Origin of the sequence: Empedobacter sp. R750 (assembly GCF_030324345.1) — a bacterium.
Lineage (GTDB): Bacteria > Bacteroidota > Bacteroidia > Flavobacteriales > Weeksellaceae > Empedobacter > Empedobacter falsenii_C.
In genome coordinates, this window is sequence record NZ_JACAGF010000003.1 from 117,560 (window position 1) to 142,297 (window position 24,738).

The window sequence follows — 24,738 nt, forward strand, 5'->3', positions numbered from 1 at the left end:
GAAATTAGTTATTTAAAAATATAACGAAATTCCTACCTCGTATTTCTAACTTCTAATTTCTAACTTCTAATTTCGTACTTAAATCGTCATTCCAATTTCAATTCCTTTGATTCTGCGATACAATTCGGTTGCGTAATTGTCCGTCATTCCCGAAACATAATCCAAGATTCCCATTACCTTTTGATACTTTGTTCCTTTCTCATATAGAAACTGAGCAGGAACTAAACGCAACGCTTTTTTCTCAAACGTTTTACGCTCTTTCTCATCTTTCAAAATTGGTGGAATAAATTGCGAAAGTAATTCAGACATTACATTATAACCTGCATTTTCTATTTCGAGAACAGAACGATGGTTGTAAATGTTTTCAATAGAGAAACGTTGAATTTCGTCTAAAACTCTTTTTGTTACTTGTTCTGTTTCATTTTTAATAACATCTAACAAAGCTGTTTTAAATTCTCCTTTTACAATCTGATCAAAATTATTTTGGTAAACCTCAACTGATTTTTGAGTCAATAAATTAATTGATTTTGCACGTAAATACGCAATTCGATCATTTTTATCTGAAATAGATTTTAATGTATTTTTTGTTTTATCAATTTGAGATGGATCTAAAGATTCAACCAAATTCAAGAATAATTTTCGGCATTTATCATGGTCAATAATTCCTAAACGTTGCGAATCTTCGACATCAATAATCGAATAACAAATATCGTCAGCCGCCTCTACCAACCAGACAAACGGATGTCGCTTGTAAATAATTGGCGAATCTTGTTCCAAAATCATATTTGTTTTTTCAGCAATCGTTCGGAAAGCTTCTTTTTGTGCTTGAAAAAATCCAAATTTCTTTCGATGCAATTGACTTTTATCTTTCGCAACCGATTCGCACGGATACTTTGCAATCGCAGCCAACGTAGAATACGTCAAACGCAAACCTCCTTCCGATTTCCCATTTTGTTGTTGTGTTAAAATTCGGATTGCATTAGCATTTCCTTCAAAATTGATTAAATCAGCCCATTCGGATTCAGTAAAATATTGTTTCAAATCTGTTTCATGACGATCAAAATACGAGGCAATCGCATCTTCGCCCGAATGTCCAAAAGCTGGATTTCCGATATCGTGACACAAACACGCCGCTGAAATCACATCATGAATACTATATTTATAAAACTCTTGCGATTCTTTGGTTAATTTATAATTTTCGGAAATAAATGTTCCAACCAAATTTCCCATCGAACGCCCAACAGACGAAACCTCTAACGAATGTGTCAATCGATTGTGGACAAACACACTTCCCGGCAAAGGAAAAACTTGCGTTTTGTTCTGCAAACGACGAAAGGCAGACGAAAAAATAATACGATCATAATCGCGCTGATATTCTGATCTCGCATCCGACGTATCGTTTGTATTACTGCGTTGATTGGTATAAATATGATTTAGAAGTTCCATAAACTGATTTAGAAAACGAATTTAACGAATAATGTCCAGTCATAAAAAAATCCGAACGGTTTCGTTCGGATTTTTGGTTTTATTTAATATAATAGTATAATACTTCAGAATCAAAAATACTTTTTTTAAGTCTTATATTTTCAACTTCATTATTCGGTATCTCAATATCTCCTAACGAAGTTTTTTGAAAATAATAATAAATCTTACCATTATTAGCTTCTAATTTTATTATCGGATCATTGTGATCATAATATTTACTCGCATTCTTAATTGGATAATTTATTGCCAAAGCTTTATCTACATTAATATAAAAGTCCTTGAAAAATATAATCGAGACAGAATAAATAAAACAAAAACATAATATAAAAATTAAAAACCTAAATGCAATAGGTATCTTTCTATAGACAAATGCTAAAGTAATACTTATTAATATAGAAAAAAACACAATTATATTAGAACTAAAACTACTATTACCATACAATGGATACTTTAAATTAAAATATAATGCTCCGAAATAAAAAAAGATATTTAAGAACGCTATAATTACAACTAAAAGAATAAGTATTTTTTTATTCATATAAAAATTATTACCAACTACCAGAAGCACCTCCGCCTCCGAAGCTTCCGCCACCGAAGCCACCAAAGCCGCCTCCGCCGCTAGATGATCCACCCCAAGAACTTCCTCCTGAGCCGAAACCTCCACCACCGAAAACAGAACTTCCTGTGTTCATGATGATAATATCGTCTAACAAACTTCTTCGTCTACCGCCATTTCCGCCATTATTACCTCCTCTACCTTTCGAAATAATAATGAAAATAAAAATGAAAAATCCTATGGCAAAAATCAATGCAAACCAATCCATTTCTGGTTCTTGAGATTTTGCTTTGTCTTGTTTGTATTTTCCTGCAAAAGCTTGAAAAATAGAATTGACTCCAGCATTTATTCCGCCAGCGTAATCACCTTGTTTGAAATACGGAATAATAACATTGTCAATAATCGATTTGTTGACACTTGGCGGTAGATAAATCTGAGCCGAATATCCTGTTCTGATTGTAATCTTACGATCTTGTTCACTCAAAACAATTACCACTCCATTATCTTTTCCTTGTGTACCAACTCCCCAATTTTGACCAATATCATTCGCAAAAGTTTCTAACGGATAACCATCCAAAGATTCAACTGTTAACACCAAAATTTGCGTAGAAGTTGAATCATCATAGGCTACCAATTTTCGTTCTAATTCATCCAATTGCATTGCATCAAAAACATGAGCATAATCTTGCACAAGCTTTTTTGGCGGATGTTTCATATTAACCAATTCATCAGGCGTTTGCCCAAAAACGGTTAAAATGGAAAGAAAAAAAGTTAGAAAAAAGTATTTAACTGTAGCTAATTTCATCTGGTAATTCGTTTGTATCATCCTCTTGATGAGGAAAATATTTCTTAAGTGCTTTGCCGGTTTTCTTAATTCCTTTGCAAAGTCCTTTTACATAATGTTCTTTTTTGAAATGCTTGACAACATCTGCTTTTATATCGTCCCAAAAGTCGTCTGGCGTTGCATTGTCAATTCCTTCATCTCCGATAATCGTAAAATTATGATCGGTTGGCGAAACATGAAACAACACACCATTTCGATATTTGGTTTTATGCATTTCCAATTGCTCGAAAACTTCTAAAGCTTTGTCAAAATGATTGGGAGAAGATTCGAATTCAATATGAATTCGAATTTCCCCACTTGTATTTTTCTCTGCTTTTTGAATAGCTTCGATTATTTTTTTTTCATCTTTTGAAGAAAGAAATTTGTGTTTCTTTTTTCCCATAATGATTAGAATTCTACTTTAGGAGCATTCTCAGATCCTGCAGCAGCTTTGAAATAACCTTTTTTCGTAGCACCTGTAAAACCAGCGATTAAACTGTTTGGGAAAGTTACAATCATGTTGTTAAATTTCTCCGCAGCATCGTTGTATTTTTTTCTTTCAAATAAAACTTCTTGTTCGATAGAAGATAATTCTGCTTGTAAAGAAGTAAAATTTTGATTGAATTTAATATCTGGATATTTTTCAACAGAAACCAATAAACGGCTTAATGTAGATCCTAATTGATCTTGCGCTTGTTGAAATTTCGCAATATTTGCATCTGTTAATTGACTTGGATCATCAATTTTAATTTGATTAGAAGTCGCTTTTGCACGTGCATCAATTACAGCTGTTAACGTTTCTTTTTCCATATTCGCAGCACCTTTTACCGTGTTCACTAAATTTGGAACTAAATCTGAACGTTTTTGATATGTATTTTCTACATTCGACCATTGTTTTTGCACACCTTGGTCTGTTGTTTTGATCGTATTCGAAACTCCAATTCCCCAGAAAACGATTCCTGCAAGAAGTAAAAGAATCACTCCACCAATAAGACATCCTTTGTTTTTCATAGTATTTTTAATTTATTATTACGTAAAAATAGTATTTTTTCAACAATATTTTATCAAAAATAAAGCCGAGCTTATTTCGAAACTCGGCTTTAATATTTTATGGATTTTAAACGTTTAATTTAATAATGTTTTTGCCCAACTTTCTTCGATTGGTAACAACCAATTATTTTTAAAATCATTCAAAGAAGAAATTCCATTATTGAAAACTTTTACATTTTTGATTTCTCCTTCTTTTACTTTTTGTTTGAATGTTGGTAATTTTTCAATAAAAACTTCTTCCTCATTTTCATACGAAACTAACATTCTGTTTAATAAATCAAACGAATAATCTGCATCAATTTCACGTACGATTTTCGTTAATTTATCGATAGAACAACCACTTGCTGTTGCTTGATTTTCGTCTACACCAACTACAATAAATTGATCGTAAGGTAAATCAAAATCAGCTAAAAGTTCAGCACCATGCGCATTCCAATCTGCTATAAAAGTATTTAGTTTAGCTGTAATAGCTTGCTTTTCTTCTGTTGAGAATTTACGATTGGCTTGAAAAATCCAAATTCTTGAATCGTCTGCTAAATTCATTTTCTCTTTATTTAAAATTTGTGTTTCAAAGATACGGAAATTTTAGATGTTAGATGTTAGATGTTAGATGTTAGATGTTAGATGTTAGATGTTAGATGTTAGATGTTAGATGTTAGATGTTAGAAAGTTAAAATTTTAGTACAAAAAAAGCCATCTCGTTGAGATGGCTTTATTCAGTATTATTTTTAAAAATTCGATTATAAATCTTTCGCTTCCATAATCAACTCAGCTAAGTCTTTTACCATAACCGTTGATTCTTTTTCGAAGTGTTTTACACCGTCAGTCATCATTGTATTACAAAATGGACAACCTGTTGCGATAATGTGTGGCTCTTTCTCTAAAGCCTCTTCTGTACGCTCGATATTGACGTCTTTGTTTCCTTTTTCTGGTTCTTTGAACATCTGCGCTCCACCAGCACCACAACATAATCCACGTGTTTTACAACGTTTCATTTCGACTAACTCGGCATCTAATTTTTCGATTAATTCGCGAGGCGCTTCATACACATCGTTACCGCGTCCTAAATAACAAGGATCGTGGAAAGTGATTCTTCTTCCTTTGAACGTTTCAGAGCCTTCTAATTTCAATTTACCTTCGTTGATTAACTGTTGTAAATATTGAGAATGATGCAAAACTTCATACTCTCCACCTAAACTTGGGTACTCATTTTTTAAGGTATTGAAACAATGTGGACAAGTCGTTACGATTTTTTTCACTTCGTAAGCATTCAGAACTTCAATGTTCATCATAGCTTGCATTTGAAAAACAAATTCGTTTCCGGCACGTTTTGCAGGATCACCTGTACATGATTCTTCTGTTCCTAAAACGGCGAACTCTACACCAATATTATTTAAAATCTTAACGAATGCACGTGTTATTTTTTTAGCTCTATCATCAAAACTTCCAGCACATCCAACCCAAAACAAAACTTCTGGTTGTTTGCCTTCGGCCATATATTGAGCCATTGTTTTAACTGTAATATTTGACATATTTTTTTGTAGTCTTTGTGTTATTTGAATGGATTTGGTTTAATGTTTTCCATCATCAAAAACTTGAATCGAAACATTTTTTTCTACCAAATCTGTAAATTTACCATTGTATCGTGTTGCTTTTACTAAATGGTTGTCGACCCAATGATAATTTCCTCCACGAGGTTTTCCCATTAAAAGTCCATGATATTTGAAACCATGTTTTTTCAACCAAATTTCTGTGTACTCACGATGTTCTTCTGTACGTGATGTAAAAAATGTGATAATATGCCCTTCGTCGTACCATTTGTTTAACGTTACCAAAGCATCAGGATATAACTCCGCAGTTAGCATACGTTCTGGTTCTTCATTTGGAATATCATCGCAAATTGTTCCATCAATGTCAATTAAATAATTTTTAACATTTTCTGGTAAAATAGGACTTACTCTTTCTCCGTTTTCAATTTTTTCCTCTAAGAAATTTTCCATGTGTGCTGTGTTTGTGTGTTATGTACAAAAATTAATAGTTCTTTGAGAATGAGTAATTGTATTTTACAATTTTAATCGTTTGCCCAATTCAATCTATCCGCATTGTTAAATTGCCAAGGAGCTCCATTGTTTTCGACATTTGTCATCATCATGTTCAACTCGTTTGGTGCAGCAGATTGTTCCATTACCAAATAACGACGTAAATCAACAATAATTGATAACGGATCGATATTTACTGGACAAGCCTGTGTACATGCATTACAAGATGTACATGCCCATAATTCTTCTGGTGAAATGTAATCGTTGACAAGCATTTTACCATCATCCACAAAACTTCCGTTTGCATCGATGTTTTTACTTACTTCTTCTAAACGATCACGAGTATCCATCATAATTTTTCGAGGAGATAATTTTTTCCCTGTCAAATTTGCTGGACATTCAGACGTACAACGCCCACACTCCGTACATGTGTAGGCATTCAATAATTGTACTCTGTTTAAATCAAAAATATCTTTTGCTCCAAATGTTTCTGGCTCTCCCTGTGGTTCGGCAGGTGCTGCGTAAGGATCTGCATTTGGATCCATCATCATTTTTACCTCATCTGTTACAGATTGTAAATTATTGAATTCTCCTTTTGGTTCTAACTTAGAAAACCATGTATTTGGAAAAGCCAAAATGATGTGTAAATGTTTTGAATAATACAAATAATTTAAGAAAAAGAAAATTCCGATGATATGAAACCACCAAGCTGCTCTTTCTATAATTGTAATAAATGTGATGTCGTTGAATTGACTAATAATTGGTGCTGTTAACCAAGAAGAAATTGGAAAAGATCCTGTTTCGATATAATGAGGTGCACCCATTTTTTGTAACACTTGATCTGCACCATTCATTGTAAATAAAGCCAACATAAATGCAACCTCCATAATTAGGATATAATTAGCATCGTCTTTTGCCCAGCCTTTCATTTCTGGTTTCCAAAAACGTCCAACTTTTACAAAGTTTCTTCTACAGAAGAAAATGATACACGAAACCATCACCAAAAAGGCTAAAATCTCGAAAAACCCTATCATTCCGTTATAGAAACCTCCTAAGAAACTTAGAATACGGTGTGTTCCGAATACACCATCGATGATAATTTCTAATACTTCGATATTGATTAAAACAAATCCTACATAAACAAAAACATGTAGAATACCAGCAAGAGGACGAACAGTCATTTTACCTTGTCCTAAAGCCACACGAGCCATCGTTTTCCACCTTTCCGCAGGATGATCGAAACGATCTATTTCTTTCCCTAATTTGATGTTACGTATAAGTTTCTTTACGTTTTGCGCAAAGAACCAAATACTTCCTATCATAATTAGAAGAAAGATTACATTTGGAATGTACTTCATCATTTTTTATTAGTTTTTTTTGAGTTTTGAGTATTTAAATTTTAGTTTTGATTTTATGGCTGAACTGGTTGCTTTTTACCAAAAACAGAGATGTTCACATAACGACTTGGGTTTTTCTTTAAGTCTGTTACCAATTCATTCATATTTTTGATTGTCGCTTCAAGCTCGTTAGCAAGCGTTTCGTCTTTTGCTAATTTTCCTAAAGAACCTTTTCCATTGTTCATATCTTCTAACAATGTATTTAAGTTTTTAGATGCATTTTCGAAATTCTTAATCACTTGATCTAATTCTAACGAATTTAATTTATCCGCAGTTTTTCCAAATTTGTCAACCGTAGCTTTTGCAGAAGCCATTGTAGCACTTGCGTTGTTAAGCGTTGTGTTCAATGTTTTCTCGTTTGTTTTGATCAAATTATTTGCACTATTTGATGTTGCAGTCAACGATTGCGCTGTTTTGTCGAACGAATCAATTGTATGATTCAAATTTCTCAACATTGCTTTAATATCTTGTTGAGTTGACGGATCTAATACGTTATTTACACTTCCTAATGTTTGATTAAAACTTAATAGAACACTGTCTAATTTTGCTTGAGTTGGTGTTAATTGTTTCGTCAAACCATCTAACATTCCGCCTGCAATACGACCTTGTAAATAATCACCATCTTTTGCTACATCTGGTCCATAGTCTAATAAAAGTCTAACTTCTGGTCCAGACATAATTCCTGGTTCGTAAATTTCTGCAATTGTTTTTTTCGAAAATTGAATATCTTTTTCGACAGAAATCACGACTTCAAAATAGATAGGTTTTGCAGTATCTATAATTTTAATTTCTTTCACCTGTCCAACTCTCAAACCGTTTACAGAAACAGGTTTAGAAGGAGCTAATCCGCTTACATTTTCGTATTTCACTGTAAACAAACGTCCTGATGAAAAAATATTTTGACCTTTTAAGAAATTGAATAGCATGAAAAAACCTACTAAGGTTAAGATGGTAACAACTCCTATTTTTAATTCTTTAGATAACTTCACTTGTTATGATTTTATGCAAAAATAAAATTTAATTTGTAAAGAAACATTTTATATTACGTTTACATTGGTTCTTCACCATTAAATGTAACGATAAAGGCGTTTCTAAAACCTTTGTCTTGTACTTGTTTCAATGTTTTTTGAGCAGATTCCATTGTTTTATCAGAACCATAATAATATTTCTGAAGTCCACCTTCTTTTACTCGCAACACATTTGTCAATCCATTAAACTTTTCGTCTTTGTCTTTATATTTTTTATTTGATGTCATAAACTGAACACGATAATTTTTACCGCCTTCTAATTTTTTATTCGTTTCAAATTCCACAATTTTAGCACCAGAAAATCCTTTACGTTTTACCGTTTGCAATAAATCATCTGCACGAGATTGCAAATCTGTTTCCCCGTAATAATAGACGTAATTATCACCTTCCTGAATCACATCTAAATCTGTTAAACCTCTTAATTGCGGCGAAGTTGAAGAGAATTTCATTTTAGATTCCATTACCCTTACCTTCAATTTTTTTCCTTCTACAGGTTTTTCAACTTTTTTAACTGGTTTAGGTTTTTCGTCCTCGTCTTCTACTCCACTTCTACGATCATATTCTTTTTTGAATTGTTTAAAAGCTTCATAAATTGTAGTCGTCGTTTTATCTTTTCCTTCGTCTGATGCTAAAAATGTTCCTTCATCATAATTCGAAATAAAACCTAGCTCAACCAAAACTGAAGGCGAAGCATTTCCTCTCAACACGTGAAAATTTGCTTGTTTAACACCTCTACTTTTTCTGAAATCACGATTCACGAAACCTTTTTCTACCAAATCTGCAAAACGAATAGATTGCTCTTTGTAAGCTGCATTCATAATCTCGAAAGCGATAACCGCTTCTGGATCATTTGGATTAAATTTTTCGTAACGTTCTTGATCTTTCTCTAAAAACACAACCGAGTTTTCACGTTTAGAAACCTCATCTGTTTCGTTAGATCGTTTCAATCCCATTACAAATGTTTCTGTTCCTGTTGCGCTTTTGTTATCAGCAGAATTACAGTGAATCGAGACAAATAAATTCGCATGATTATCATTTGAAATTCGTGTACGTTCCCATAATTCTAAAAAAATATCTGTATCACGTGTTAAAACTACCTTAACATCTTTGTGATTTTTCTTAATTAATTCCGCCAATCTTTTCGAAACATCTAACGTGATATTCTTTTCATAATCAGCGACTCCCCTTGCTCCAGCATCATGTCCACCATGACCAGCATCAATAACAATTACAAAATTTTGCTTTTTTTGTGCAAATGAAAATGTAGAAAATACCATCATCATCGCAAAAAATAAATACTTTTGTATGTTAATCATTTTTAAACTCATACTATAGGTTTGTTTTTTTGATTAATTTTGACGCAATTTATAAAAAATAAGTTTTTCAATTTGTTTACAAAGGCAATTAAATCGATTTTATTTTTTAGTCCAGTTATGGTTTGCACCGTTTCTTTTGGACAAGTTAAGCAAAATAATAACGATAAAGATCACTCTAAGATAGTTTCTGATTCTGTGAAATTAGATACTATTATCCCTGTAAAAGAGAAATTAGAGTTTGTGGTAGAGCACAATTCCGAGGACGAAATACATAATCGTAAAAAACGTATGACTTACCTTTTGCGTAAGGCACATGTAGTTTACGGCGATATGACTATTGATGCAGATTATATCGAACTAAATTGGGATACAGGTGATGTATATGCCGAAGGTAAACGCGATTCTATTGGGAATATTATTGAAAAAACTAAGTTTACACAAGGTCAACAAGAAATTTTGCAAGATGCTTTCAAGGTAAATTTCAAAACGAAAGTTGGAATTGCGTATAACATTCGCATGACTCAAGAAGATGGAATCATCATTGCAGATAAAGCGAAACGTGTTAATGATTCGGTAATGTTACTAAAACGTGCCGATTTTACAACGGATACTTATTTTAAAGAAGGAAAAGATACGCGACCAGATTATTTTCTTCGTGCCAAAGAAGGAAAAATGATTGATAAAAATGGTAAGAAAACATTAATTACCGGCCCTATCAATATGTGGATTTACGATGTGCCAACACCGTTAGCATTACCATTTGGGTACATCCCAGCGATGGGCGCAAAACGTGCCGCAGGTATTTTGATGCCTCGCCCAGGTGAGCGTACAAATCTTGGTTTCTTTATCGAAGATTTAGGGTTTTATGTTCCATTTGGAGATAATTTCGATTTAAAACTTTCGGGAGATGTTTATACAAAAGGTAGTTGGGCTGCTAGAGCCGAGTCTACCTATAAAAAACGTTATAAATACAATGGACGACTTGCAGCGAATGTAGAAAATCGCTTAACTGGTATCAAAGGTCTTACCGAAGGTTCTAATGCGTTTTCTAAACAAAATATGTTTGGTGTAATGTGGTCGCATAGCCAAGACCCAAAAGCAAATCCATATTGGCTGTTCAATGCCAACGTTAACTTTTCGAGTTCGAAATATTACCGTGAATCTGTACGAAATCAATACATCAATACTGGACAAGTTTTTACAAACAACGTTAACTCGTCTATCAACTTAACAAAAAACTTTGAGAATGCACCTCTAACAGCTCAATTGAGTTTGTCTCACTCTCAAAACTATAATACTGGAGATATTAACATTGCATTTCCTCGTTTCAATTTGACAATGTCTCGTATTTTCCCTTTTGCAAAGAAAAATATGCCAAAAGAAGGTTTAATTCAAAATCTTGGTTTAACATATAGTATGCAAGCCGGAAATGAAGTTAACACCAACGACAAAGATATTTTTACAGATAAAATGTGGAAAGATCAAATGCGAATGGGTGCGAATCACAAAATTGGTTTGCAAACAGGTATTACACTTGCTAATTATTTCCCATTAACACTTTCTTCTGACTATAATGAAGTTTGGGGTGATAATCGTTTGATTAAAAATTACAATTCTGTTAACGGAAAAGTAGAAGATACAACATTGAAAGGATTCAATTCTTATCGAACATTTAATTTCAATGCTTCTGTTTCAACAAATATTTATGGATTATATCTTAATCCAAATAAAGATGCTAAGATTTTAGGAATTCAGCACGTAATTACACCATCTATTGGTTATAGTTATACGCCAGATTTCCAAAGTCAATCTTGGGGATATTACAAACCTTATCAAAACCAAAATCAAGAAGAAGTTTGGTACAACCAATATCAAAACATGTTATATGGTGTATCAATTCCTGGTTTAACAAATTCATTAAACTTTGGACTTTCGAATAACTTGGAGATGAAAATTAAGGATGCTAACGATCCGAAAGGTTTCAAAAAAGTAAAGATTTTTGAATATTTACGTTTGAGTTCATCTTATAATTTCTCTGCGGACGAATTTAAACTTTCTCCAATTAGTATTAATGGAATGACATCTTTGTTTGATAGAAAAGTTAATGTGCAATTCTCGTCAACTGTTAATCCATATAAAATTCAACGTTACATTAATGCTGAAGGAAATGAAGTTGCTCAATACATTGATGAACTTGGCTTAGGAAATCTTCGTATTTCTAATATGACATTAGGAACTGGTTATACTTTTGACAATAGTACATTTGGTGGAAAACGTTTCGATGCCAAGAACTATAAAAAGCGAGGAACAGTTCGTGACGAAAATTTCTATTACGACAGCGATAATTATGCTCAATTTGCTATTCCTTGGAGTTTAACAGCAAATTTAAGTTATAATTATAGCAAAGGAACAGAACGAAAAGGAAGTAGCACAGGTTCTATTGCAATGAATGGTAAAATTTCGCCAACACCATATTGGGCAATTTCGGCAAATGCAACTTACGATTTCATCAAAAGTGAAATTACCTATGTACGTTTTGGTTTTGAAAGAGATTTACGAAGCTTTACCTTATCGTTCAACTGGACGCCAATGGGAACATATAAAAGTTATGATTTCTTTATCGGAATCAAAGCATCAATCTTACAAGATTTAAAATACAACGACAGATCAAGACTTAATTACTAAAAAAAATATTAATATGAAAAAACAAATCGTTCATACAGAAAAAGCACCACAAGCAATTGGACCTTATTCACAAGGTGTAAAATACAACGGATTTATTTACACATCAGGACAAATTCCTTTCAATGTAGAAAAAAATGAGTTGGTTACGACTGGTATTCAAGATGAAGTTCATCAAGTCATGAAAAATGTAATTGCTATCTTAGGAGCTGGTGGAACAACAATTGATCAAGTTGTAAAAACAACTATTTTCGTTAAGGATTTGAATGATTTCAATGCTGTTAACGAAGTTTACGCTTCTTATTTTAATGATGAAAATTATCCTGCACGCGAATGTGTAGAAGTTGCTCGTTTACCACGCGACGTAAATGTTGAAATTTCTGTAATCGCCATTGCAGACTAATAAAATATTATGCTAAAAGACAAAACTGTATTAAGAAACACAATTGCTGTAATAGTAGGATTAGCTGTAATCTATGCTATCATACAATTTGGTCTTATATACAACGCGGATAGATTAGGATGGGACGACAAAGTTTTTCCGGAATGGAGACACATCATCAAATATTTTTCGCACCAAGAAGGGAAAAAATTCGAAGTTCAATTTTTTGGATCAATGCTAGCAATTAGTGGAATTGCAGCTTTAGTTGGAGGTGTCATAACAGCACTTATCGTAAGAAGAGCTAAACAAGCTTACACGATGTTTGTAGGTTTTATTGTGCTAATCGTTGCTTTAGGCGACGTTCTTTTCACGCCTTATCACCCAACTTGGTACGAAATTGCGATCTGTCCAGTTTTATTCTTTTCATCATGGATTGGAGGTTTAATTGTAGATTTGATTTACAAGAAATTTTTCAAAAAATACAAACCATCCAGCCAATCATATTAAACTAACATTATGTCTGAAAAAGATAGAAAAATTAGAGTTGCCATTTCGATTGGCGATTATAACGGAATCGGAATTGAGGTTATCTTAAAAACCTTACAAGAAAAAGAAATAACTGAGTTTTTTACACCTGTTATTTTCGGTTCTACCAAATTATTATCGTATCAAAAAGATCGTTTAAAATTTGACCGAATCAATTTTCAAGGTATTCAAGATGCAAATCAAATTGTAGACGGAAAAATCAATGTGGTTAATCTTTGGAAAGATCAAATTGATGTACATTATGGTAAAGTAACCAAAGAAGCTGGTGAACACGCTTATCAATCATTAAAAGCGGCTGCAAAATCTGTTTCAGATGGTTTTACAGATGTTTTGGTAACAGCTCCAATTAATAAAGATAATATTCAGTCCGAAGAATTTCATTTCCCAGGTCATACCGAATATTTAGGAGAAGTTTGGGGAGGAAAACCTTTGATGTTCTTAGTTTCAGAGAAATTGAGAGTCGGTTTAGTGACGCAACATATTCCGATTAGCGAAGTTGCCAAACAGATTAATCCAAAATCTGTTTATGCAAAAATTCAACAAATTCATAAAAGTTTGATTGAAGATTATGCCATCGAAAAACCAAAAATTGCAGTTCTTGGACTTAATCCTCATGCAGGTGACAATGGTCTGTTAGGATCAGAAGAAAAAGAAATTATTTCGCCAGTTATCGAGCGTTGCATTAACGAAAATCAATTAGTTTTCGGACCTTATTCAGCAGATAGTTTTTTCAATCCAAGTAATTTAGACGCTTTTGATGCTGTTTTGGCCATGTATCACGATCAAGGATTGGTGGCTTTCAAAACAATTAGTTTTGATGAAGGAGTTAATTATACAGCTGGATTAAAATTTGTACGAACTTCGCCAGATCATGGTGTAGCTTACGACATCGCAGGAAAAGGAATTGCAAACGAAGAATCATTTAAGGAAGCTATTTTTTCGGCAATCGAATTATATAAAAATCGAAACGAATACCAAGAGCTAACAAAAAATGTATTGCAACATATTCCTCTAAAATTAGAAAAAGGCGATAATAAAGAATAAAAATTTAAAATAAGTTGCAAAGAGCTATTAATTTTAAATAAATTAGATTATCTTTGCACACCTTTTTGTGGTATGGACAAGTTAAAAAATTATAATATTGTATTTACAAGCTTGCCTTTTGGTAAGAGTGATTTTACATTCGAATTATCACAATCGTTCTTTGATTTATTTGAAATTGAGCAAGATTTTGACAATCCTAATTTAATTGCAACAATTATTTTAGATAAAAAATCTACAATGCTTGAGTTAGAAATCAGCTTAAAAGGGGACATTACAGTTCCTTGTGATTTGACTGGAGAATTGTTTCAGCAAGAAATTTCGAATAATGCAGAATTAATTGTTAAATTTGGCGACGAGTTTGACGATACTGATTTTGAGATGTGGGTAATTCCAAGAGAAGAATACCAAATCAATATTGCGCAAGTTCTTTATGAATTGGCAATGCTATCAGTACCAACAAAACGAATTCATCCCGATGTCTTGAATGGCAAAAGCGATTCTGAAATGATTGAATTGTTAGACCAATACAGCATTTACGAATTAGACGAAGATGCAGAAGACGAGCATTACGATGAAGACAACAACAATGATGACGATGACGATAATAACGACATTGATCCTCGTTGGGCAAAATTGAAAGATTTGAAACCTTAATTGGTTTTTATTATTAAAATAAATTATAGAAATAAAGAAAAAAAAGTAGTTAGATATGGCACATCCTAAGAGAAGACAGTCGTCAACAAGAAGAGATAAACGTAGAACACACTACAAAATCGAAGCTCCACAATTAGCAATCGATAAAACAACAGGTGAAGCACACTTATACCACAGAGCTCACTGGTCTGACGGAAAATTATACTACAAAGGAAAAGTAGTATTAGAAAAAGTACAAGAAGTTACTGAATAATATAATCTTCGAAAGATTTTGAAGCTGTTTCTAAAAAGAAACAGCTTTTTTTATTTTTTTTTCAATACCTTTGAAATCGTTTTATAGAAAACAAACATAAAAGGTCAAATAAAAAACCGCATTATATGGACATTAAAGACATTCAAAATTTAATTAGATTCGTATCAAAAGCAGAAGTTGCTGAAGTGAGCATCAAACAAGATGACATTGAAATCAAAATCAAAACTTTAGCAAGCGTACCTGCACAAGTTGCATCTCAACAAATTTATGTACCACAAGCTCCTGTAGCTCCAGTTGCCGCTACTCAAGCGTCTGCAGCTGCACCAGCAAATAACTCTACAACATCAACAGAAGAAGAAAACAGTAATTTAATTACAGTTAAATCTCCTATGATTGGTACTTTCTACCGTTCTGCAGGACCAGGTAAAGAACCTTTTATTAATGTAGGTGATGCTATTGCTCCAGGTAAAGTTTTATGTATTGTTGAAGCAATGAAATTATTCAACGAAATCGAATCAGAAGTTTCTGGAAAAATTGTAAAAATCTTAGTGGACGACGCTAGTCCAGTTGAGTACGATCAACCATTATTCTTAATTGATCCAGCTTAATCAATTACATCTAAAAAATTATGTTTAAAAAGATATTAATCGCTAATAGAGGTGAAATTGCAATGCGTATTATACGTACTGCAAAAGAAATGGGAATCAAAACGGTTGCTGTTTACTCTAAAGCAGACGAGACTTCATTACACGTACGTTTCGCTGACGAAGCTGTGTGTATTGGTCCTGCTCCAAGTAAAGATTCGTACCTAAAAATGGCTAACATCATCGCGGCTGCAGAAATTACTGACGCGGATGCTATTCACCCAGGTTACGGGTTTTTATCTGAAAACTCTACTTTTTCTAAAATCTGTGCTTCTAACGGAATAAAATTCATCGGTGCTTCTGCAGACAATATCGACCGTATGGGAGATAAAGCTAATGCGAAAGCTACTATGAAAGAAGCTGGTGTTCCTGTAGTACCAGGTTCTGATGGTTTATTAGAAAGTTATGAGCAAGCCTTAGAAGTTGCGCGCGAAATTAAATACCCAGTTATGATGAAAGCTACTGCCGGTGGTGGTGGTAAAGGTATGCGTGCAATTTGGAAAGAAGAAGATTTATTACACGCATGGGAATCTGCTCGTACAGAAGCTGCTGCAGCTTTTGGTAACGACGGAATGTACATGGAAAAATTGATCGAAGAACCACGTCATATCGAGATTCAAGTTGCAAGTGACCAAAACGGTAAAGCTTGTCACTTATCAGAGCGTGACTGTTCTATTCAACGTCGTAATCAAAAATTAGCAGAAGAAACTCCATCTCCAATCATGACAGACGAATTACGTCAACGTATGGGAGATGCTGCAGTTAAAGCTTGTGAATATATCGGTTATGAAGGTGTTGGTACAATTGAATTCTTAGTTGACAAACATGGAGATTTCTATTTTATGGAGATGAATACTCGTATCCAAGTAGAGCACCCAATTACAGAGCAAGTAACAGGTTTCGATTTAATTCGTGAGCAAATTATGTTAGCTGCTGGTGAGCCAATCTCTGGTCAAAACTATTATCCAAACGGACATTCTATCGAATGTCGTATCAATGCAGAAGATCCTTACAACGACTTCCGCCCTTCTCCAGGGAAAATTACAAATATTAATATTCCTGGTGGTAATGGTGTTCGTATAGATACACATTGTTATGCTGGATATACAATTCCGCCAAACTACGATTCTATGATTGCAAAAATCATTGTTACTGCACAAACACGTGAAGAAGCAATTGCAAAAATGAAACGTGCGTTAGGAGAATTCTATATCGAAGGTATCAAAACTACAATTCCTTTCCACTTACAGTTGATGGATCACCCAGATTTTATCGCGGGTAACTACACAACTAAATTTATGGAGGATTTTGTTTTTGACGAATCTTACGCAAATTACGGAGAATTATAAGAAATTAAATTTTCGAAATATTAAAAATCCAGAACGAATGTTCTGGATTTTTTTATGTCATTGTGTCAGCAAAAATCAAATGGCTTAATTGTTGAAAATATCACCTCAGAAAAGTAGTAAATAATCAATTCAATCATCACATCTAAAATCAAAATCTAAACTATTTGATAAGATTCAATCCGAATTGTTAATTTATAGTGAATGAATTGATTGTAATATTACTTTTTACTATTAAAAATCATTAATAATTTATACATTTGCACTCCAAATTTAAGGTAGATGAATATTACTAAAAATACAACAGACAAATTAAACGCAGTATTAACTGTAACTGTTGATAAGGCAGATTATCAAGAAAAAGTAGTTGACGTATTAAACCAATACAGAAAAACAGCTAACATCAAAGGTTTCCGTAAAGGACAAGTTCCAATGAGCTTTGTAAAAAAACAATACGAACAAGCTGTTATTTTTGATACAGTTAACGAAATTTTACAAAAAAGTGTATCTGAATACATCAACACAGAAAAATTATCAATCTTAGGAAATCCAGTTCCTGTAATGAAAGACGTTGATTGGGATGCTGATCAATTATCATTTGATTTCGAATTAGGATTAGCTCCAGAATTTGATGTTGATTTATCTAAAGTAGAAGTTGAAAGCTACAAAGTAAAAGTTGCTGACGACGAAATCCAAAAATATGTAGATAATTTCGCTGCTCGTTTTGGATCATTAAAATCTTTAACTGAAGCTGAAGCTGAAGCTGTATTGAAAGTAGAAGCTGCTGTAGAAGGACAAGAAGCTAAACCAACATTTATCCGTTTAGAAGAATTGAAAGATGCTTCTGCATTTATCGGTAAAAAAGCTGGTGATGTTGTAGAAGTAAATTCTAACGATATTTTTGACACTGCTGAAGAAGCTGCACAACAATTGAACACAGAAGTTTCTGAAGAAGGAACTAACGTTACGTATACAATCAAAGAAATTAACAAAGCTGAAAAAGCAGAAGTTAATCAAGAATTATTTGATAAAGTTTATGGAGAAGGAGCTGTAGATTCAGAAGAAGCTTTCCGTAACAAAATCAAAGAAGAGTCAGAAAACATGTACAACAAAGAATCTGACAAACAAATTATCAATGACGTTGTAGCTAAATTATTAGATACAGTTCAATTTGATTTACCAACAGAATTTTTAACAAAATGGTTAATCACTTCTAACGAAAATGTAACTTCTGAAGAGCAAGCAAAAGAAGAATTGGTAAAAATGGACAAAGGTTTACGTTACCAATTAATCGAAGCTAAAATTGCTGAAGTTAACAATGTAGAAGTAAATGCTGAGGAAGTAAAAGAAGCTGCTTTTGCTGCAATCAAAGATCAATTAAAAATGTACGGTCAAACTTCTATTCCAGAAGAAACATTACAACAAATTGCAATGTCTGCTTTACAGAATCAAGAAGAATACAACCGTTTATCATACCAAGTGTTTACAGACAAAATGTTAGACATTTTCAAAAACAATGTAAAATTGAACGAGAAAGAAGTAACATTTGACGAGTTTGTTGACATTATTACAGAAAAAAATAAAGAATTAGCAGAAGCTTAATCACTTCTAAAAAATTCTTTATACCTTTCATTTAAAATCTAAATTTAATAATGAAAAACGTAGGAGAAGAATTTAAAAAATATGCGCTGTTAGACAAAGGAATTAGCTCTTTACATATGGAGAGTTACATCCAAAATACAACGCCTTACATCGTTGAAGAAAGAAAATTGAACGTTGCACAAATGGACGTTTTCTCTCGTTTGATGATGGACAGAATCATCTTTTTAGGAACAGGAATCGATGATCAAATTGCGAATATTATTCAAGCGCAATTATTATTCTTAGAAAGTGTGGATGCAACAAAAGACATTCAGATTTATGTTAACTCACCAGGTGGTGGTGTTTATGCAGGATTAGGAATTTACGACACTATGCAGTTAGTAAAACCAGACGTTGCAACAATTTGTACAGGAATGGCAGCTTCTATGGGAGCAGTTTTATTATGTGCAGGTGCAGCAGGAAAACGTTCGGCACTTAAACATTCTCGCGTGATGATTCACCAACCTTTAGGAGGAGCTCAAGGACAAGCAACTGATATGGAAATTACATTGAAGGAAATCTTGAAATTGAAAAAAGAATTATATGATATTCTTGCAACTCATTCTGGTCAAACTTTCGAGCAAATCGAAAAAGATGGTGAACGTGATTACTGGATGACGTCTACAGAAGCAAAAGAATATGGAATGATTGACGAAGTATTATTACCTCGTAAATAATTTTAAATTCAATAAAATACAAAAAAAGGATACTCAAAATTTTGAGTATCCTTTTTTTCGTTTACAAATACTTAAAAATTTGTAAAATCATAAGAATGAAGCATAAAAAACAATAGTCTAAAATAGGATAATTTTATCCTTTATTTTACCATAATTTATACTGATAGAAATTAACAAATAAATATTTTCTATCTAAAAGAAAATAAATACCTTTGCATCTTAATTAAGTATAGAAAATTGGAAGAAAATAAGTGCTCTTTTTGCGGAAAAAGCAGAAACGAAGTAAATATTTTAGTGTCTGGAATCGACGGTAATATTTGTGATAATTGCATAGAACAAGCTCATGGTATAGTTTTAGAAGAATCGAAATTTAACGAAAATAACGATTTAATAAAACCATTAACGCTAAAATCTCCGAAAGAAATTAAAGAGTTTTTAGATGATTACGTGATTGGTCAAGACCAGGCAAAAAAAATATTGTCAGTTGCCGTATACAACCATTACAAAAGAATATTGCTAGACAAAGAAAATGATGTAGAGATTGACAAATCGAACGTTATTTTAGTTGGAGAAACAGGAAGTGGAAAAACATTATTAGCAAAAACAATTGCTAAGTTATTAAATGTTCCATTTGCAATCGTTGATGCAACTGTACTTACAGAAGCTGGATATGTAGGAGAAGATGTAGAAAGTATTTTGACGCGTCTTTTACAATCTGCTGATTACAATGTAGAGCTTGCCGAAAAAGGAATCGTATTTATTGATGAAGTAGATAAAATTGCACGTAAAAGTGACAATCCATCTATTACACGTGACGTTTCTGGAGAAGGTGTACAACAAGCTTTGCTTAAAATTTTGGAAGGAACTATTGTTAACGTGCCACCAAAAGGAGGACGTAAGCATCCTGATCAAAAATTTATAGAAGTTAATACAAAAGATATTTTGTTTGTGGCTGGTGGAGCTTTTTCTGGAATAGAAAAACACATTGCAGATCGTTTGAAGAAACACGTAATTGGTTTCAAGAATGAGGATCACAAAGAAATCGAAAATCTTTTGGATGAAGTAAATGCACAAGATTTGAAAAACTTTGGTATCATTCCAGAATTAATTGGACGTTTACCAATTATTACGTATCTTAAAGCATTAGATAAAGAAGCGATGAGAGCTATTTTGACAGAACCAAAAAACTCTCTAATGAAACAATATACAAAACTTTTTGCCCTAGACGGAAAAGAGCTTGTAGTGACGGACGAAACCCTAAATAGAATTGTAGACCGTGCCAATGAACTGGGGTTAGGAGCTCGAGGATTGCGAGCAGTTACGGAAGAAATCTTTACTGATTTAATGTATAACATTAAAGATTTACCAGAAAAAGTTATAATATAATCTATTGTATAGTAACTTATTAATAAATATTTTTATATTTGTAATGAAATTATTTTTTAATTTTAATAAAAACCTACCAAAATAACATAATTTATGAAAAAGAATCTACTTGCTTTATTCGTACTTGGTGCGATATATAGCGCTTCTGCGCAAGATACGTATATCAAAGACGCTGTGATAGTCAAAGTTAATCCTAATACTTTATTCTATAACGGAGGAAATGTAAATGTTAGTACAGATCAAATAACTGCTACAACTGAGAAAATAATTAATCAAGGGAATATCCAAATTCAAGGTGGTTTTACAAACGTAAATGAAACTGGAAAAAACTTTGTAAACAAGTACACTAGCTCAACATCTTATGGTCAATTAATCATTAAAGATGCTAGTAGTGTTACAGGAAAAGTAGCTATTGAAAGATCTGTTCCTGATTTAACAAATGATGAATATATTATCTCGTTACCGTACAAAAATACATTAGCTAAAGATGTTATAAATTCTATGACTGGAGGTAATTTCTTCTCAGGAAATTGTACTATTAATGTAGATTGTGGTTTAAACAAAAGGTATACTCAATCTCTTTTTGTGTGGGATGTTGAAGAAACAGAATATGATGCTGTTGACAACAATTATACCATTACTCCAGAACGTAGATATTTATTAAATTTAAGAAATGGAACTAATGTAAAGTCTACAATTAATTCTTTAGGAGCTGTTAGTTCGTTAGTATTTGCTGGTATTCCTAATAACAATCAAACAAATTATACTCTAAAAAGTGGATTAAAAGGAAAATCTTCCGATTTTGCAAATCTTGCTTGGAAAGATTGGAAAAATAGAATCAATAATTATGCAGAGTCTTATGATTCATATTTAGGAAATCAAACAGGAACTAAATATGATACTGATGTACTTTTTGGAAAAAACTTACATAGACTAGCAAATCCATTTACATCAAATTTAGATTTATCAAATGTAAATACTAATTCTTCATGGATTACATTTGCTACAACTGCTGGCTCAAATCAATCACCAGCAAATGCTTGGGGAGCATTAAGATTTAGAGTATTCAAGGTAGCTAATGATTACATAATTAAATGGAATAGTAATTCAGGAAATACTAGTACAGGAAATACAACTGCACTTAGTGCTTACTTATCAAAAAATGGATCAAATAATAATTATTTTTGGATAGGAAGTCCTGAGGCTTTATTAGTAAAACCATATGAATCATTCTATGTAGACTATTACGCTATTAATTCATCTGTTAATGGAGGACGTATTGTTAGTGCTAATGTAAACCTTAAAGATAGTAATAAAACATTTAATAGTAATTTTATCACAACAGGAACTTCTAGTCCTGTTTATAGTAGAAGTTCACAAAATCAAACAAATCAAGACACCACATTACTTGATAATCAAGAATTAAAAGAAAATGGTTTAGTAACAGATTTTGATTTTACACAATTGGAATTGTATTTGAGTAAAGATAACCAATTACAAGGAAATGCGGCCTATTTGTTAAATGCTAACTTTATGGCTACAGGCTCTTCTAATCCTGCTAAAATTACTAATCCTATTTTTTTCTATGAAGAAGACAAAGAAGGAAATGTATTGTTAGATTCTCAAACATTAACTAATCAATTCAATAATGAAGATTATGTTGGTAAACCTTTAAGAATAGGTTTTTATAATTTAGAAAATGGTAAAAACTATCGACTAAACCTAAATCTTTATGAATATTCTATCTTAAACAAAGTACAAAACCTAAGCTTAGGTAAGTATTATTTATATGATAATGTTACAAAAAAAGCCATAGATGTTAGTGAGGCTACTGAATTAAGTTTTGTTGCTGATGATAAAATTAACGAACGTTTTGAGTTTTATTGGAATGAACTCCCAACTACGTTAGGAACAAGTGATTTAACTAGAACTGACGCTACTTTTTTTTATACAAATAATGGAAGTCAGTATGTTAGATTTGAAGATAAAAATACAACAGCAGATATTTCAATTTTTGATTTAACTGGACGTCAAATATTTTATAAAACAAATATTATGACAAATACTGATTATAAACTTAATCTAGCAAATATACCTACTATGTATGTCGTTAAAATAACATATAAAGATGGTAAAGTAGTAACGAAGAAAACCATTAACAAATAACCTAACTATGAAATTTTTTTTAAAACATATATTGATTATAACAATATTTTTTAGTTTTACTACATTAGAAGCTGCTAATTTACCTGAGCCTTGTGAAGAACCAGGTTTTGATTGCTCTGGTGGTGGTGAAGAAGAAGGAGGGGGAACTGGAGGAAGAAAAGTTCCGATTGATGATTATGCGCCTATTTTAATCGTTACAGCTGTAACAATTGCAGGCTATTTTTCCTACAGACAAAGACAAATTATTAAAAAATAAATTCATACTTTTAAACCTCAATCTATTCGATTGAGGTTTTTTTATTATATCAAACAAACTATGAAAAATAAATTTATACTACCGCTTGTTGTTTTAGGAAGTTCTGTTTTTGGACAGTTTAACGTTTCTGGACAAATAGAAAATTATGCTAACAAACCTGTTTTGGTTAAGATTTTCGAGAATGCCGAAATGAAATTAATCAACAATGCGATTACTGACAACAATGGAAATTTCTCTGTAAAAGTTCCGAAAGCATACAATGGTTTTGTACGTATTGATTTACCAACTGGAGAAAATCTTTCGTTATTAACAGATAACAAAAATCTAAAATTCAAAACGGTAAGTGGACAAGAAATGTCTTCTAAGCTTGAAATTTTAGAGGGAAATACACAAAAAGAATACAATAAAGTTTTAGCTCTTCAACCATTAAATGAAATTCAGAACCAAGTTTTTCCTTATTTAATGCAAATGTATAAACCGACTGACGAGTTTTATACAGCAATGGTAAAAGAAGATAAACGAATAAAAGAGTTGAAACGTAACGAAAATTTCTCACCATTAATTACCTATATTAATGAGTTGAATGATTTGAAACAAAAAGCTCAAACAAATAAAGATACTGAAACCCTAAATGAAATTGTAAATCATTTTGTAAAAGATGATGTACGATTGGAGCAATCTGGAATCTTTAATGATTTAGTTTTTGCTTATATTAATGGAAAATTAGCTGTTGCTAACAATCAAGATGTAGAAGGAAATTTAATTGCTGCTACAGACGAAATTTTAGCTAAAACAGATATCAAAACAACAAGAGGTCAAAATGTATTGACAACTATCTTAAACTTTGTTCCTGAAAAAGAATATGCAAATTTTCATAAAAAATACGTAGATAAAGTAAAAGGTTTGACTTCTAACGTAACAGATCAATTGAAAAAGAAAGTAGGACAAAGCGCTTCTATGCAAGCAGGAAGTAAAGTTCCGAATATCACTTTTCCTCAACCTATTAACGGAAAAAAATCGTTGTATGATATCAAAGCAGATCAAAAATTAATTGTTTTCTGGGCTTCTTGGTGTCCTGCTTGTCAACAAGAAATTCCGCATATTAAAGAGTTTTACAAGAACTTTAAATCAAAAGGCGGAGAAATTGTTGCCATTTCTTTAGACTACGATCAAACAGCGTTTAATAGCGCTACAAAGGATTTACCTTGGTACAATTATACTGATCTTTTGAGATGGGATTCGCCAATCGCAGCTGAGTTTGGAATAGAGTCTACTCCTACTCTAATTTTGGTTGATAAAGACAATAAATTAATTAAGAAAGTTCATCATATTTCTGAGTTAGAAGTATCTAAATAATAACGAAAAAG

Annotated in this window: 24 protein-coding genes; 14 read left to right on the forward strand and 10 right to left on the reverse strand. The window is 32.3% G+C overall.

Annotation, left to right across the window (positions count from 1 at the left end; all coding sequences use genetic code 11):
- Window positions 1–78: 78 nt before the first annotated feature.
- The 10 genes from HXZ74_RS04660 to HXZ74_RS04705 all read right to left on the reverse strand — a co-directional run bounded on the left by HXZ74_RS04660 (window position 79) and on the right by HXZ74_RS04705 (window position 9,694).
- Entirely contained in the window at window positions 79–1,446 is a 1,368-nt protein-coding gene (locus HXZ74_RS04660; protein ID WP_286474058.1) for a deoxyguanosinetriphosphate triphosphohydrolase, read from the reverse strand.
- Window positions 1,447–2,033: 587 nt separating this feature from the next.
- On the reverse strand, window positions 2,034–2,846 hold the full coding sequence (locus HXZ74_RS04665; protein ID WP_286474060.1) for a TPM domain-containing protein: 813 nt from the start codon (window positions 2,844–2,846) through the stop codon (window positions 2,034–2,036).
- Window positions 2,827–3,267 carry a TPM domain-containing protein gene (locus HXZ74_RS04670; protein ID WP_286474062.1) on the reverse strand — a complete coding sequence of 147 codons (441 nt, stop codon included), beginning with the start codon at window positions 3,265–3,267 and terminating at the stop codon, window positions 2,827–2,829. The genes HXZ74_RS04665 and HXZ74_RS04670 overlap by 20 nt, the downstream gene beginning before the upstream one ends.
- A gap of 5 nt (window positions 3,268–3,272) precedes the next feature.
- Entirely contained in the window at window positions 3,273–3,875 is a 603-nt protein-coding gene (locus tag HXZ74_RS04675) for a LemA family protein (protein ID WP_180904995.1), read from the reverse strand.
- A 114-nt stretch (window positions 3,876–3,989) separates the two neighbouring features.
- On the reverse strand, window positions 3,990–4,457 hold the full coding sequence (locus HXZ74_RS04680) for a hypothetical protein (protein ID WP_038332024.1): 468 nt from the start codon (window positions 4,455–4,457) through the stop codon (window positions 3,990–3,992).
- Between the two features lie 197 nt (window positions 4,458–4,654).
- Window positions 4,655–5,446, reverse strand: a complete 792-nt coding sequence (locus HXZ74_RS04685) for a (Fe-S)-binding protein (protein WP_115001475.1) — start codon at window positions 5,444–5,446, stop codon at window positions 4,655–4,657.
- A 39-nt stretch (window positions 5,447–5,485) separates the two neighbouring features.
- On the reverse strand, window positions 5,486–5,914 hold the full coding sequence (locus HXZ74_RS04690; RefSeq protein ID WP_115001477.1) for an LNS2 domain-containing protein: 429 nt from the start codon (window positions 5,912–5,914) through the stop codon (window positions 5,486–5,488).
- Between the two features lie 71 nt (window positions 5,915–5,985).
- The gene (locus HXZ74_RS04695; protein ID WP_185144083.1) at window positions 5,986–7,311 is read right to left on the reverse strand and encodes a 4Fe-4S dicluster domain-containing protein; all 1,326 of its coding nucleotides are present in this window, start codon (window positions 7,309–7,311) and stop codon (window positions 5,986–5,988) included.
- Between the two features lie 53 nt (window positions 7,312–7,364).
- Window positions 7,365–8,339, reverse strand: a complete 975-nt coding sequence (locus HXZ74_RS04700) for an MlaD family protein (RefSeq protein ID WP_286474064.1) — start codon at window positions 8,337–8,339, stop codon at window positions 7,365–7,367.
- A gap of 59 nt (window positions 8,340–8,398) precedes the next feature.
- On the reverse strand, window positions 8,399–9,694 hold the full coding sequence (locus tag HXZ74_RS04705; protein ID WP_257467976.1) for an N-acetylmuramoyl-L-alanine amidase family protein: 1,296 nt from the start codon (window positions 9,692–9,694) through the stop codon (window positions 8,399–8,401).
- Between the two features lie 72 nt (window positions 9,695–9,766).
- Between HXZ74_RS04705 and HXZ74_RS04710 the strand changes: the two genes are divergently transcribed.
- The 14 genes from HXZ74_RS04710 (at window position 9,767) to HXZ74_RS04775 (ending at window position 24,727) form a co-directional block, all read left to right on the forward strand.
- The gene (locus HXZ74_RS04710) at window positions 9,767–12,379 is read left to right on the forward strand and encodes a putative LPS assembly protein LptD (RefSeq protein WP_286474066.1); all 2,613 of its coding nucleotides are present in this window, start codon (window positions 9,767–9,769) and stop codon (window positions 12,377–12,379) included.
- Window positions 12,380–12,392: 13 nt separating this feature from the next.
- Window positions 12,393–12,779, forward strand: coding sequence for a RidA family protein (locus tag HXZ74_RS04715; RefSeq protein WP_038332013.1), 387 nt, complete (start codon window positions 12,393–12,395; stop codon window positions 12,777–12,779).
- A gap of 9 nt (window positions 12,780–12,788) precedes the next feature.
- Window positions 12,789–13,265 carry a hypothetical protein gene (locus tag HXZ74_RS04720; RefSeq protein WP_038332010.1) on the forward strand — a complete coding sequence of 159 codons (477 nt, stop codon included), beginning with the start codon at window positions 12,789–12,791 and terminating at the stop codon, window positions 13,263–13,265.
- Window positions 13,266–13,274: 9 nt separating this feature from the next.
- Window positions 13,275–14,348: a 4-hydroxythreonine-4-phosphate dehydrogenase PdxA gene (gene pdxA, locus HXZ74_RS04725; protein WP_038332007.1), complete on the forward strand. Its 1,074-nt coding sequence runs from the start codon at window positions 13,275–13,277 to the stop codon at window positions 14,346–14,348.
- A 72-nt stretch (window positions 14,349–14,420) separates the two neighbouring features.
- A complete protein-coding gene (locus tag HXZ74_RS04730) occupies window positions 14,421–15,002 on the forward strand; it encodes a YceD family protein (RefSeq protein ID WP_280062870.1) in 582 nt (193 codons plus the stop codon).
- 55 nt (window positions 15,003–15,057) lie between these two features.
- Window positions 15,058–15,255, forward strand: coding sequence for a 50S ribosomal protein L32 (rpmF, locus tag HXZ74_RS04735; protein ID WP_019975824.1), 198 nt, complete (start codon window positions 15,058–15,060; stop codon window positions 15,253–15,255).
- A gap of 125 nt (window positions 15,256–15,380) precedes the next feature.
- Window positions 15,381–15,863 carry an acetyl-CoA carboxylase biotin carboxyl carrier protein gene (gene accB, locus HXZ74_RS04740; RefSeq protein ID WP_115001483.1) on the forward strand — a complete coding sequence of 161 codons (483 nt, stop codon included), beginning with the start codon at window positions 15,381–15,383 and terminating at the stop codon, window positions 15,861–15,863.
- Between the two features lie 20 nt (window positions 15,864–15,883).
- Window positions 15,884–17,248, forward strand: a complete 1,365-nt coding sequence (gene accC, locus HXZ74_RS04745; protein WP_280062869.1) for an acetyl-CoA carboxylase biotin carboxylase subunit — start codon at window positions 15,884–15,886, stop codon at window positions 17,246–17,248.
- 279 nt (window positions 17,249–17,527) lie between these two features.
- Window positions 17,528–18,847, forward strand: coding sequence for a trigger factor (locus HXZ74_RS04750; RefSeq protein ID WP_038331998.1), 1,320 nt, complete (start codon window positions 17,528–17,530; stop codon window positions 18,845–18,847).
- Between the two features lie 50 nt (window positions 18,848–18,897).
- Window positions 18,898–19,563: an ATP-dependent Clp endopeptidase proteolytic subunit ClpP gene (clpP, locus tag HXZ74_RS04755; protein ID WP_115001487.1), complete on the forward strand. Its 666-nt coding sequence runs from the start codon at window positions 18,898–18,900 to the stop codon at window positions 19,561–19,563.
- Between the two features lie 237 nt (window positions 19,564–19,800).
- The gene (clpX, locus tag HXZ74_RS04760; RefSeq protein WP_280062867.1) at window positions 19,801–20,949 is read left to right on the forward strand and encodes an ATP-dependent Clp protease ATP-binding subunit ClpX; all 1,149 of its coding nucleotides are present in this window, start codon (window positions 19,801–19,803) and stop codon (window positions 20,947–20,949) included.
- 93 nt (window positions 20,950–21,042) lie between these two features.
- Complete coding sequence (locus HXZ74_RS04765; protein ID WP_286474069.1) at window positions 21,043–23,115, forward strand: DUF8694 domain-containing protein; 2,073 nt, start codon at window positions 21,043–21,045, stop codon at window positions 23,113–23,115.
- A 31-nt stretch (window positions 23,116–23,146) separates the two neighbouring features.
- Window positions 23,147–23,371 (forward strand): hypothetical protein, encoded by a 225-nt coding sequence (locus HXZ74_RS04770; RefSeq protein WP_286474071.1) that lies wholly within the window; start codon window positions 23,147–23,149, stop codon window positions 23,369–23,371.
- A 60-nt stretch (window positions 23,372–23,431) separates the two neighbouring features.
- Window positions 23,432–24,727 carry a TlpA family protein disulfide reductase gene (locus HXZ74_RS04775; protein WP_286474073.1) on the forward strand — a complete coding sequence of 432 codons (1,296 nt, stop codon included), beginning with the start codon at window positions 23,432–23,434 and terminating at the stop codon, window positions 24,725–24,727.
- The last annotated feature ends 11 nt before the right edge of the window (window positions 24,728–24,738 follow it).